The organism is Indioceanicola profundi (genome assembly GCF_003568845.1).
Taxonomy (GTDB): domain Bacteria; phylum Pseudomonadota; class Alphaproteobacteria; order Azospirillales; family Azospirillaceae; genus Indioceanicola; species Indioceanicola profundi.
Genome location: NZ_CP030126.1, coordinates 2,450,919 through 2,462,166, shown reverse-complemented (window position 1 = coordinate 2,462,166; position 11,248 = coordinate 2,450,919). Strand labels below are relative to the sequence as shown.

The following is an 11,248-nucleotide window of genomic DNA, read 5'->3' as shown; positions in this document are numbered from 1 at the left end:
GGTCGCGACGGCCACAACCGCGTGAGCCAAATGAAAGTACCGGCAATTTTTCCGAATAAAATGCCATTCCCGTGAACAGGTATGTTTTTCAGAGTGATGGCTGCTTCTCCCGCTAAATGTCCCGCCAGGGGCGTGGCGCATAAGTAGTGCCCTCCCGCTCCCGATATCTGGCATGCGGATTGCTGACTGCTTTCCCGCCCGCAAGCCGGGGCCGAATGGATGTGGGCGCCCGTGCGTCCGCCGTTACGAGGGGCAAGTGGATGCAGTCAGGATTCTGGAAGGCGGGTCATACCCCGACGCTGTTCGCGGCCTTCCTCTACTTCGATATGAGCTTCATGGTCTGGGTGCTGCTCGGGCCGCTTGGCGTGCAGGTGTCCGACGCGCTGGGGCTGAGCCCGGCGCAGAAGGGCTTCATGGTGGCCGTTCCGGTGCTATCGGGGGCACTGCTGCGCGTGGGCATGGGCGTGCTGGTGGACCGGATCGGGCCGAAGATGGCGGGGCTGATCGGGCAGGCGGTGGTCCTCGCGGCGCTTGCCGCCGCCTGGCTCCTCGGCATCCATAGTTACGGTCAGGTGCTGCTGCTGGCGGTGTTCCTCGGCGTGGCCGGGGCGTCCTTCGCGGTGGCGCTGCCGCTGGCCTCCCGCTGGTACCCGCCGGAGCATCAGGGCACGGCGCTGGGCATTGCGGGTGCCGGGAATTCCGGCACCGTCTTCGCCGCCCTGTTCGCCCCGTCGCTGGCGGCAGCCTATGGCTGGCAGAATGTGTTCGGCATCGCCCTGATCCCGCTGGGCGTCGCCTTCGTGGTCTATGTGCTGCTGGCCAAGGACAGCCCGGATGCGCCGCCGCCGAAATCCTTCAAGGAGTATCTGGCGGTGTTCCGGGAGGCGGACGCCTGGTGGTTCATGTTCTTCTACGGCGTGACCTTCGGCGGCTTCGTCGGCCTGTCCTCCTCGCTCACCATCTACTTCAACGACCAGTACGGGCTCAGCCCGGTGGTGGCCGGCTATTTCACGGCGGCCTGCGTGTTCATGGGCTCCATGATGCGGCCGCTGGGCGGGATGCTGGCGGACAGGGTGGGCGGCATCCGTGCGCTCAGCATCATGTATGCGGTAGCGGCCTTCTTCCTGGTGGTGGTCAGCTTCAACCTGCCGTCCTCCTGGATGGCGCTGCTGATCTTCGCCTGCGCCATGCAGGCGCTGGGCATGGGCAATGGCGCCGTGTTCCAGCTCGTCCCCCAGCGCTTCCGGCGGGAGATCGGGGTGATGACGGGGCTGGTCGGCATGTCGGGCGGCATCGGCGGCTTCTATCTGGCCTCCAGCCTGGGGCTGTCGAAGCAGGTCACCGGCACCTACCAGACCGGGCTTCTCATCTTCGCCGCCCTGGCGGTGCTGGCGCTCATCGGTCTCACACGGGTCAAGACGCGCTGGCGCACCACCTGGGGCGCGGTGGGCGTCAGCGCCGCACGGATTTGAAAGGGGGCCGGGCCCGCCGCCCAGGCTGTGCATGTGGGGAAGGCTTGAAACATGGTTCCGGGAGGGATGGTCCGGCGTTAGGGTTGGATCACCCCTCCCGGAGCCCTTCTCCGGGCAGGCACCGACCCCGGCGGAGGAAGAAATGCCGAACGACGCCCCGAAGCCGACACCGGAGCTGGACGAGGAAACCCTCGCCTTCGCGGCCAAGGTGTTCCACTACGCCCGCATCGGGGCCACGCAGGAGCTGTCGGAGCTGCTGGAGCAGGGGCTGCCGGCCAATCTCCGGAATGAGAAGGGCGACAGCCTTCTGATGCTGGCCAGCTATCACGGCCATGCGGAGACCTGCCGCGTCCTGATGCGGCATGGCGGCGATCCGGAGCTGGCCAACGACCGCGGGCAGACGCCGCTTGCCGGTGCGGCCTTCAAGGGCGACGAGGATGTCATCCGCGCACTCCTGGAAGGCGGGGCCAAGGTGGATGGCTGCGGGCCGGACGGGCGCACCGCGCTGATGGTTGCCGCCATGTTCAACCGCACCGGCATCGTCGATCTTCTGCTGGCCCACGGGACCGACCCGCAGGCGCGGGATGCCGGCGGCCACACCGCCTATGACGCCGCCATCGCCATGGGGGCGGCCGATACGCCGGGTCAGCTCTCCCGCTGGCACGGGTGACGAATCCTGCCGCTGCCGGTTATTGCGCCGCAGCATCATGCAGGAGAAACCAATGAGCCGCTCATTCTCGGGACTGGTCGCCGTCATCACGGGAGCGTCCAGCGGGATCGGCCGCGCCACGGCGCATGCCTTCGCCCGGCAGGGTGCTACGGTGATCCTGGCCGCCCGCCGCGCCGAACGGCTGGAGGATGTGGCCCGCGAATGCGAAAGCCTGGGCGGCCGCGCGCTGCCCGTCCCCACCGACGTGACCCGTGAGGAACAGGTCCAGGATCTTGCCCGGCAGACGCTGGACCGGTTCGGCCGGATCGATGTCTGGTTCAACAATGCCGGCGTCGGCGTCTTCGGCCGCTTCAAGGACATTCCCAGCGATGTCTGGCGGCGGGTGATCGATATCAACCTGTTCGGTTACGTCCACGGCGCCCGCGCCGTCATGCCGGTGTTCCGCCGGCAGGGCCATGGCGTGCTGATCAACAACGCCTCCATCGTCGGGCGGCTGGCCAAGCCCGACAGCACCGCCTACGCCACCAGCAAATTCGCCATTCGCGGCTTTGCCGAGGCGTTGCGGCAGGAGGTGCTGGACCAACCGGACATCCACATCTGCACGATCCTGCCCGCGGTGATCGACACGCCCTTCTTCCACCACGCCGCCAATTTCAGCCATCACAATGTGCGCGCCGCCCCGCCGGTCTACACGCCGGAGAAAGTGGCCCGCACCGTCCTGGGCCTGGTGCAGCGCCCGCGGGCGGAGGTGATCATCGGCGGGGCCGGAAAGTTCGGCGCCGTCCTGAAACGGGTGGCCCCGTCCCTGGGCACCCGGCTCAATGCCCGCGCGCTGAATTACGGCTTCCTCAGCAATGAGCCCAGCGGGGAGACCACCGGCACGCTGTTCGAACCCGCCCGCGATCGGTTCACGGTGCGCGGCGATTGGCGCAAGGGGCCCAACAATGGCGGCGTGCCGCTGCTCGCCACCCTGGCGCTGATCGGCATACCGCTGGCGCTCGCCGCCTGGAAGCAGCCATCCTTGCCCATGCATCGCCGCCGCTGATCCGGGATGTTCAGCACGTTCGGCGCTCCCGGCTGTTGCTGCCGGCGAAGCAGACGGCGGAGGACATGATGCACGATTGGGACAGGGGATCGACCGGCGTGATGGACCATGGCCGGCCCGGCCAGCCCATGGCTTGGCGGGAGCGGTATCCCCGCCATGGCAACGGGCGCGGCCAAAGGCGCGGTATGAGCGGCCCGGTAAGCCATGAGCATCGGGGGGGAAGCGGGATTCCCAGCCGGGCCAACATCTTCGGGCACCCGATCCATCCCACCCTGATCCCCTATCCTCTGACCTACCTGACCTCCGTGCTGGCGACGGACATCGCCTACCGGCGCACCCGCGATCCGTTCTGGGCCAGGGCGTCCGGCCTGCTGCTGAAGGCGGGGCTGGCGACCGGGGTGGTGGCCGGCGCGGTCGGTGCGGTCGATTATGCCGGCGTGAAGCGGGTCCGGCGGCATCCGGAAGGGCATCTCCACGCTTTCGGCAATGTGGCGGCACTGGCCCTGTCCGCCTGGAGCCTGAAGCGGCGCAACGGTTCCCATGAGGTGCAGCCGCGCGACACGGCGCTGTCCGCCACGGTGGCGCTGCTGCTGGGCGTCACCGCGCTTGCCGGGGCGGAACTGATCTACCGGCACAAGGTCGCCCCCATCGGCCGCGAGGACCCCGACGAGGACTGATCGCCGGGGGCGCGCTGCCATTGATCCAGCAGGAAAGCGCATCGGTCAGATTTGAAATATGCGCTGTCCGAATTGATGCGCCTCTGGCAACCTTCCCTGTCCGTGCTCCCGGCTCCGGCAGGAAGGTCGCCATCGCCATGCGTTATCCGGACCTCGAACTCGATCTCCTGCGCGCCTTCGTCGCCGTGGCCGAAACAGGCAGCTTCACGGCGGCGGCGGAGGTGGTGGGGCGCTCCCAGTCGGCGGTGAGCCAGAAGGTGCTGCGGCTGGAGGAAATCCTTCAGCGCCGCGTCTTCGACCGGACCAGCCGCTCCCTCAACCTCACCCGGGATGGGGAGCGGATGCTGGTCACCGCCCGCCAGATGCTGGAATTCAACGACAAGGTCATGCGGGAACTGCGGGAGCCGCCGGCCGCCGGCACCCTGCGCCTCGGCATTTCCGAGGATTTCATCCCGCGCCAACTCCCGAAGCTGCTGGCGCGGTTCAGCCGGCTCTATCCCAGCGTCCATATCGAGCTGATGACCGGCCTGAGCTGCAATCTCCTGGCCGCCTATGACGACAATCTGCTGGATGCGGTCATCGCCAAGAAGGACGGGTCGGCGCAGCGCGGCCGGGTGATCTGGCGGGAGCCGCTGGTCTGGATGGCTGCCGCCGATTATGAGGCCGATCCCGCCCGTCCGGCGCGGCTGGTGATGCTGCCGCAGCCCTGCACCTACCGGGAGCTGATGATCTCCGCCCTGGACTCGGTCCGGCGGGAGTGGCAGCCGGCCTGTACGGCCAGCAGCCTGATGGGCATCCAGGCCGCCGTGGCCGGTGGGCTGGGCGTCACGGTGCTGGGCCGGTCCTTCGTCCAGGACGGCATGAAGATCCTGCCGCCGTCCGAAAGCTGGCCGGCCCTGCCCATGACGGAAATCACCGTCCTGGGAGAGGAGAGGGCGGCCGAGCTGGTCGTGCCCTTCATCACCTTCCTGACGGAGAGCCTGTCCGGCGCCGCCGCCCTGCCGCTGGCGGCCTGAGCCTCGGCAACCGGTCAGGCCTGCGCCTTCTCACGGCGGCGGGCCGCGATGCGCCGGGTGCCGACCTCGGCGGAACGGCCCGCCGGGCCGTCGGACCTACCGCCGCCCCGCGCCATGGCGCCCACCGCAAGGGCGGCAAGGCCGGCCAGGACCATGCCGGTCGCCAGCGGGTGCGTAACGGCCTCGGTGTAATAGCTGCGCTCACGGACCATGCTGTGCCGGCCGGCGCGCTCGCGCCCGTCGCGGCTGGGGCCGTACAGGCTGTGGGTGAAGCGGCGCTGCGGTCCCCCGCTCTTCTCGAAGGGAATCAGGAACCGCTCCATCAGCCGGTCGGTCAAGCGCGGCGCCAGGGTTTCTGACAGGGACAACATTTTGCCGCCGCTGCCCACCACCAGGTCGCGGCGGGGATGCTCCGCCGCGTACAGGATGGCGCGCGCCACCGTTTCCGGCGCATAGATCGGCGGCGGGTTCATCGGCTCATGCTCGGTGAGGATCTTGCCATGTTCCTCATACATGCTGTCCACCGCACCCGGCTTGATCAGGGTGACGGAGATCGGCAGGTTTTCCGCCTCCAACTCCATCCGCAACGCCACGGTGAAGCCCTTTACCGCATGCTTGCTGGCGCTGTAGACGCCTTGCAGCGGCACCGCCCGGTCGCCGACCGAGCTGCCGACATTGATCAGCGCGCCGCCGCTGTTCCGCATGTACTCGACCGCGACTTTGCTGCCGTTCACCACGCCCCAGTAATTCGTTTCGAACAGACGCCGGTGGTCCTCATCCGGCGTGTCCAGGATGCGGCCGTAGATCGCAACACCGGCATTGTTCACCCAACTGTCGATCCGACCGAAGGCGTCGATTGCGGCCTGCGCCACGGCGCGCAACTGGTCCTCGTCGGCCACATCCACCGCGACGGGGATGGCTTCTCCGCCCTCCATCCGGATTTCATCGGCGATCCTGGCCGGCGCCGCATGGTCCCGCGCGCCCAGCACCACCCGGGCGCCCCGGCGGGCGGCCATGCGGGCGGTGGTCAGGCCGATGCCGCTGCTGGCGCCGGTGATGACGATCACCTGCTCGCCGATGGGCTTCAGATGCGGGCGCATGTTTCTTCTCCGTGGAACGGGTTGCGGTGGAGCGGGGGGCAGCGGGGCGGGCCGGAACCCCCTTTCCAACAGCATCCGGGCGGCTCCGTTGCCGATATCCCGTCCGCCGGGCAGCGGATTGCCGCATCCATGCTTCTGCACTGCAACGGAGGGCGGCGCTGCCGGTTGGCGGAAGGACCCTGCCGTCGCGGCGGTTGGGTCGGGTCGACTGCATCGCACGATGCGTCGTCCCCGGCCCGGTTGCCCGTGCCGATGTCATCAGAACAGATTCCAGGAGACGAATGATGGACCCCAAGGACCCGACCATCGTACCCACGCGCCGTGTCGTCGTCGGCGGGATCGGAGCCGGTCTCGTCGGCGCGTCCGCGACGCTGGCCGGTGCGGGAACGGCTGCGGCCCAGACGGGGCAGGGTTCCGCCGCCCCGCCGCCCCAGGCCGCCATGCAGAACCCGCTGGAGCAGTATCCGAAGCCGCCCTTCCCGCGGCAGCAGCAGGAATGGCCCGGTCTCGCCCAGAAGATGGAGCTGCGGCCGGATCACGGGGAGGAGAGCTACAAGGGGTCCGGCCGGCTGATGGGCCGCAAGGCGCTGATCACCGGCGGCGATTCCGGGATCGGGCGCGCCGCCGCCATCGCCTTCGCGCGGGAAGGGGCAGACGTGGCCATCAACTACCTGCCGCAGGAGGAACCGGACGCGCGCGAGGTGGTTGAGCTGATCCGCGCCGCCGGCCGCAAGGCTATCGCCCTGCCCGGCGACATACGCGACGAGGCCTTCTGCCAGAAGCTCGTGTCCGATGCGGTGGAGGGGCTGGGCGGCCTCGACATCCTGGTGAACAACGCGGCCAAGCAGGCGTCCCAGCCCTCGATCCTCGACATCTCGACCGAGCAGTTCGACGCCACCTTCAAGACGAACGTCTATGCGATGTTCTGGATCACCAAGGCGGCGCTTCCCCACCTGCCGGCGGGGGCTTCCATCATCAACACGTCGTCGATCCAGGCCTATGAGCCGTCGGAGAACCTGCTGGACTACGCCCAGACCAAGGCCTGTATCGTCGCCTTCACCAAGTCCCTGGCAAAGCAGCTCGCCCCGAAGGGCATCCGCGTGAACTCCGTGGCGCCGGGGCCGATCTGGACGCCGCTTCAGCCCAGCGGCGGCCAGCCGCCGGACGCCATTGTCAGCTTCGGGGCCTCCGTCCCGTTCGGCCGGCCCGGCCAGCCGGCGGAGCTCGGGCCGACCTACGTGCTCCTGGCGTCCCAGGAGACGAGCTATGTCACCGGCGAGGTCTACGGCATCACCGGCGGCAACGCGACGCCGTAGACGAGGCCACGGCTCCGTCCCACGCGGCACAGCTTTGCCGCAAACTGCGTCTCAGACCGCTTGTGGAGACGCGGCCAGCCGGAGTATCACCGCCACAACCGCGGAGGCGGGGCCGTTTCCGGCTTTCCGCCCCCGCGGGGATGGTACAGCCGGTCGGAACGAGGCGTCAGCGCGTCGGGCTGTACCGGCGGCTGCCGGGAATGCTGGCGATCAACCGCTTGCAATCGGCCATGCTGCGGCGCAGCATCGTCCGATGCGGGCGTTACAAGGACGGAGGCCGCGTTGGCCCATCATCAGAGTTTGCAGGATGCGGTCCTGGGAAACCTCATCCAGGAAAAGATCAGCGTGACGGTGTTCCTGGTCAGCGGCATCAGGCTGGTCGGCCGGATCGTCGCCGCGGACAAGTTCTCGATCCTGCTCGAAGGCTTCTCCAGCGAGCAGTTGATCTACAAGCACGCGATCTCGACGCTCGTGCCGCAGCAGAATCTGGTTCTCTGGAACGCCGATGGGGAGCAGGCCGAAACCCAGAAGTCCGCGCCGGAACCAGCGCCCACGCCGGCCCCGACCCGGATTTCGCCCGAGGTGATCAGGGCAGGGCTACGCCCCCGGCGGAAGCAGCCGCAGGAGTAGCGGGCGGCAGGAGACGGGCGGCTTCCGGTCTACAGATCGGGTGTGCCCTATACCAACGGTTAATAAAACCTTACGAAAGTTGAGATATCGCTGACCCGTCTACGGGTGTTCAATCGCTCTTGTACGCGGCATGCGTGCCGGAATGGTCCGGCAGCCGCAGCGCAGGAGAGCGGGAATGATCATCCACATCCGCACCGGGCTTCCCCATGGGCATCTGCTGAACCATGCGGAAAACATGAAGGTCCACGCGCATCAACTGACCCAGTGCGCTACCCAGCTCCGTGAGGCAGGCGAGCGCCTTCAAGAATGCCTGGTCGGCTTCAAGAGATTGGTGGAGCATCTCTGACAGTCAGATTCCAGCCGGCCGGACGTGCCAAGGCATGGCGCATCTGCGCGCGTCTGGCCGGCAGTACCATCATTGTTTGAAGCTTGCCGCGGGCTCAGCGGCTCTCAGGCCGTACTGCCGCAGGAAGTGAGTGGTGCCCCGAGTCGGATTTGAACCAACGGCCTACCGCTTACGAAGCGGTTGCTCTACCGCTGAGCTATCGGGGCACAGCGCCTCACAGGCCGCGGTATCTAGCAAAGCCGGACGGGCTTGGCAACCCATAGATCGCAGGGAATTTGCGCGGGGCGCAATTGACGGCATTGCGGGTTCGGGATACAGCCAGCGCCATGACCGCCAAGATGCCCAAATCCGCCGATCCCGCCGCTGCCGCTGGCACCGCTTCTGCCGCGCCGGCGCTGGAAACCCTGTTCGCCACCCGCATCTACCGGGCCGAGCTGGCCGAAGCCGCGGCCCTGAATACCGAACTCGCCGCCTGCGCCCTGTCGGCCGCGGAGGATGACGAGGCCGGGCAGGCCTGGTCGGAGGAGCATGGCTATCCCGGCTACACCTCCTACGCCTCGCTGGACGACCTGCCCTGGCGCTATCCGGCGGTGAAAGCGCTGAAAGCCCAGCTCGACCGGCATGTGAAGGCCTTCGCCAAGCTGATGGAATGGGACCTCGGCGGGCGCAAGCTGGAGCTGGACTCGCTCTGGATCAATGTGCTGGAGCCGGGCGGCTTCCACGGCTCCCACATCCATCCCAACAGCGTGGTCAGCGGCACCTATTATGTGCAGGTGCCGGACGGCGCCAGCTCCATCAAGTTCGAGGACCCGCGCCTTGCTCTGATGATGGCCGCCCCGCCGCGCAAAGCCAAGGCCGGCCGGGAGCTCCAGCCGTCCGTGCCGGTGGCGCCGAAGTCGGGCACCGTGCTGCTGTGGGAAAGCTGGCTGCGCCACGAGGTGCCGCTGAACCGGGCGGAGACCGAGCGGATCAGCATCAGCTTCAACTACGCCTGGCGCTGAAGAAGCCCCGCCCCGGTGGGGAGGGCTTCACGCCCTAGGTATGCTGCAGGATCACGTCCAGGAAGTAGTCGCCGTAGCGCTCCAGCTTCTTGGCCCCTACGCCGGGCAGCAGGCCCAGCGCCACGGCGTCGTGGGGCTTTTCGCGAACCATCTCCATCAGCGTGGCGTCGTGGAAGATCACATAGGGCGGCACGCCCTGCTCGCGGGCGAGGTCGAGGCGGAGCGCCTTCAGCGCGTGCCAGAGCTCGTCATCCTCCTTCGACAGGTCGATGGGCGCGGTGCGCGGGCGGACGGCTCCGCCGCCGCCATAGCCGCTCCGTGAGCTGCCGCGCGCACTCTTCCGCTCCGCCGCCGGGTCCTTGCGCAGCCGCACCGATTCCTGGCCCTTCAGCAAGGCCGGCGCCTGATCGGTCAGGATCAGCCCGCCATGCCCCTCCGGATCGGCGGCCAGGAAGCCGTAGGCGACGAGCTGGCGGAACACGGTCTGCCATTCCTGCTTGGAAAGGTCCTTGCCGCAGCCGAAGGTCTTCAGCTTGTCGTGCCCGCGCTCCGTCACCTTCTCGGTGGCAAGGCCGCGCAGCACGTCGATCAGATGGCCGACGCCGAAGCGCTGGCCGGTGCGGTAGACGGCGGACAGGGCCTTCTGCGCCGGGATGGTGCCGTCATAGGTCTCCACCGGATTGGCGCAGGTATCGCAATTGCCGCAGGGCTTGGGATAATCCTCCCCGAAATAGCTCAGCAGCGTCTGCCGGCGGCAGCGCACCGTCTCGCAGAAGCCCAGCAGCGCCTCCAGCTTCTGCCGTTCGGTGCGCTTGTAGTTGGCCGGGCTGTCCGATTGCTCCACCATCTGGCGGAGCTGCACCACATCGCCGAAGCCGTAGAGCATCAGCACCTCGGCCGGCAGCCCGTCGCGGCCGGCGCGGCCGGTCTCCTGGTAATAGGCTTCCAGGCTGCGCGGCGGGTCCATATGGACGACGAAGCGGACGTTCGGCTTGTCGATGCCCATGCCGAAGGCCACGGTGGCGACCATCACCACCCCTTCGGCCTTGATGAACCGGTCCTGGTTGGCCTGCCGCACCTGGGAATCGAGCCCGGCATGGTAGGGCAGGGCGTCCAGCCCCTGCTGGCGCAGCCAGTCGGCGATGGCGTCCACCTTCGCCCGGCTCATGCAATAGACGATGCCGGCATCCTCGGCATGGTCGCGGCGGATGAAATCCAGCAACTGCCGCCGCTCCGCATCCTTGGACAGGATGCGGTAGGTGAGGTTGGGCCGGTCGAAGCTGGACAGGAACAGCTTCGCCCCGTGCAGGTTCAGCCGGTTGACGATGTCGGCCCGGGTCTGCGCGTCCGCGGTGGCGGTCAGCGCGATGCGGGGCACGATCGGGAACCGCTCGTGCAGGATGGAGAGCTGGAGATATTCGGGGCGGAAATCATGGCCCCACTGGCTGACGCAATGCGCCTCGTCCAGCGCGAACAGGGCGATGCGGCTGCGCTCCAGCAGATCCAGGAAGCGCGGCGTCACCAGCCGCTCCGGTGCGACATAGAGCAGGTCCAGCTCCCCCTGCTCGCAGGCCCGCTCGATCTCCTGCGTCTCGCGCCATTCCAGGGTGGAATTCAGATAGGCGGCGCGCACGCCCAACTGCCGCAGCGCATCCACCTGGTCGCGCATCAGGGCGATCAGCGGGCTGACGACGATGGTGACGCCGTGCCGGACAAGGGCGGGAATCTGGTAGCACAGGCTCTTGCCGGCCCCGGTGGGCATCAGCACCAGGGCGTCGCCGCCGGCGCAGACATGCTCCACGATGTCCGCCTGCTGGCCCCGGAAGGCCGGATAGCCCCAGACCCGCCGCAGGACATCCTGGGGCGCTTCACGGAAGAGGGGGAGCCGGGCATCGGGCATGCCGGAGACAGCTATCGATTGTGATCGGTTCGGGCGGCAGACCGCAATATCTGGGTCCGCCCATCTTCTACGGAA

Annotated in this window: 11 protein-coding genes and 1 tRNA gene; 9 read left to right on the top strand and 3 right to left on the bottom strand. The window is 67.9% G+C overall.

Going from position 1 to position 11,248, the window contains the following annotated elements:
• The first annotated feature begins 260 nt into the window (after positions 1–260).
• From DOL89_RS11775 to DOL89_RS11755, 5 genes are all read left to right on the top strand, one after another.
• Positions 261–1,472 carry a nitrate/nitrite transporter gene (locus DOL89_RS11775; protein WP_119679330.1) on the top strand — a complete coding sequence of 404 codons (1,212 nt, stop codon included), beginning with the start codon at positions 261–263 and terminating at the stop codon, positions 1,470–1,472.
• Between the two features lie 142 nt (positions 1,473–1,614).
• Positions 1,615–2,142 carry an ankyrin repeat domain-containing protein gene (locus tag DOL89_RS11770; protein ID WP_119679329.1) on the top strand — a complete coding sequence of 176 codons (528 nt, stop codon included), beginning with the start codon at positions 1,615–1,617 and terminating at the stop codon, positions 2,140–2,142.
• A gap of 52 nt (positions 2,143–2,194) precedes the next feature.
• Positions 2,195–3,187, top strand: a complete 993-nt coding sequence (locus DOL89_RS11765) for an SDR family oxidoreductase (RefSeq protein WP_119679328.1) — start codon at positions 2,195–2,197, stop codon at positions 3,185–3,187.
• Positions 3,188–3,222: 35 nt separating this feature from the next.
• Positions 3,223–3,864 (top strand): DUF2231 domain-containing protein, encoded by a 642-nt coding sequence (locus tag DOL89_RS11760; RefSeq protein ID WP_205574571.1) that lies wholly within the window; start codon positions 3,223–3,225, stop codon positions 3,862–3,864.
• A gap of 137 nt (positions 3,865–4,001) precedes the next feature.
• Entirely contained in the window at positions 4,002–4,880 is an 879-nt protein-coding gene (locus DOL89_RS11755) for a LysR substrate-binding domain-containing protein (protein ID WP_119679327.1), read from the top strand.
• Between the two features lie 14 nt (positions 4,881–4,894).
• On the opposite strand, the gene DOL89_RS11750 is transcribed toward DOL89_RS11755, so the two are convergent.
• Positions 4,895–5,980, bottom strand: coding sequence for an SDR family oxidoreductase (locus DOL89_RS11750; RefSeq protein ID WP_119679326.1), 1,086 nt, complete (start codon positions 5,978–5,980; stop codon positions 4,895–4,897).
• Between the two features lie 281 nt (positions 5,981–6,261).
• Between DOL89_RS11750 and DOL89_RS11745 the strand changes: the two genes are divergently transcribed.
• From DOL89_RS11745 to DOL89_RS24890, 3 genes are all read left to right on the top strand, one after another.
• Entirely contained in the window at positions 6,262–7,296 is a 1,035-nt protein-coding gene (locus DOL89_RS11745; protein ID WP_404813464.1) for an SDR family oxidoreductase, read from the top strand.
• Between the two features lie 282 nt (positions 7,297–7,578).
• Positions 7,579–7,926: an RNA chaperone Hfq gene (gene hfq / locus DOL89_RS11740; protein WP_119679325.1), complete on the top strand. Its 348-nt coding sequence runs from the start codon at positions 7,579–7,581 to the stop codon at positions 7,924–7,926.
• 175 nt (positions 7,927–8,101) lie between these two features.
• Complete coding sequence (locus tag DOL89_RS24890) at positions 8,102–8,272, top strand: hypothetical protein (RefSeq protein ID WP_162937470.1); 171 nt, start codon at positions 8,102–8,104, stop codon at positions 8,270–8,272.
• Positions 8,273–8,403: 131 nt separating this feature from the next.
• On the opposite strand, the gene DOL89_RS11735 is transcribed toward DOL89_RS24890, so the two are convergent.
• Positions 8,404–8,478, bottom strand: a tRNA-Thr gene (locus DOL89_RS11735).
• Between the two features lie 120 nt (positions 8,479–8,598).
• Here DOL89_RS11735 and DOL89_RS11730 point away from each other — a divergent pair.
• Complete coding sequence (locus tag DOL89_RS11730; protein ID WP_225889774.1) at positions 8,599–9,273, top strand: TIGR02466 family protein; 675 nt, start codon at positions 8,599–8,601, stop codon at positions 9,271–9,273.
• 34 nt (positions 9,274–9,307) lie between these two features.
• Here the strand turns inward: DOL89_RS11730 and recQ are convergent, their stop codons facing one another.
• A complete protein-coding gene (gene recQ, locus DOL89_RS11725) occupies positions 9,308–11,173 on the bottom strand; it encodes a DNA helicase RecQ (protein ID WP_119679324.1) in 1,866 nt (621 codons plus the stop codon).
• Positions 11,174–11,248 lie beyond the last annotated feature (75 nt).

What these genes read in the sequence shown, in the direction of transcription:
- DOL89_RS11775 (WP_119679330.1), top strand. Translation starts at nt 261, where the DNA reads ATGCAGTCAGGATTCTGGAAGGCGGGTCATACCCCGACGCTGTTCGCG.
- DOL89_RS11770 (WP_119679329.1), top strand. Translation starts at nt 1,615, where the DNA reads ATGCCGAACGACGCCCCGAAGCCGACACCGGAGCTGGACGAGGAAACC.
- DOL89_RS11765 (WP_119679328.1), top strand. Translation starts at nt 2,195, where the DNA reads ATGAGCCGCTCATTCTCGGGACTGGTCGCCGTCATCACGGGAGCGTCC.
- DOL89_RS11755 (WP_119679327.1), top strand. Translation starts at nt 4,002, where the DNA reads ATGCGTTATCCGGACCTCGAACTCGATCTCCTGCGCGCCTTCGTCGCC.
- DOL89_RS11750 (WP_119679326.1), bottom strand. Translation starts at nt 5,980, where the DNA reads ATGCGCCCGCATCTGAAGCCCATCGGCGAGCAGGTGATCGTCATCACC.
- DOL89_RS11745 (WP_404813464.1), top strand. Translation starts at nt 6,262, where the DNA reads ATGATGGACCCCAAGGACCCGACCATCGTACCCACGCGCCGTGTCGTC.
- DOL89_RS24890 (WP_162937470.1), top strand. Translation starts at nt 8,102, where the DNA reads ATGATCATCCACATCCGCACCGGGCTTCCCCATGGGCATCTGCTGAAC.
- DOL89_RS11730 (WP_225889774.1), top strand. Translation starts at nt 8,599, where the DNA reads ATGACCGCCAAGATGCCCAAATCCGCCGATCCCGCCGCTGCCGCTGGC.
- recQ (WP_119679324.1), bottom strand. Translation starts at nt 11,173, where the DNA reads ATGCCCGATGCCCGGCTCCCCCTCTTCCGTGAAGCGCCCCAGGATGTC.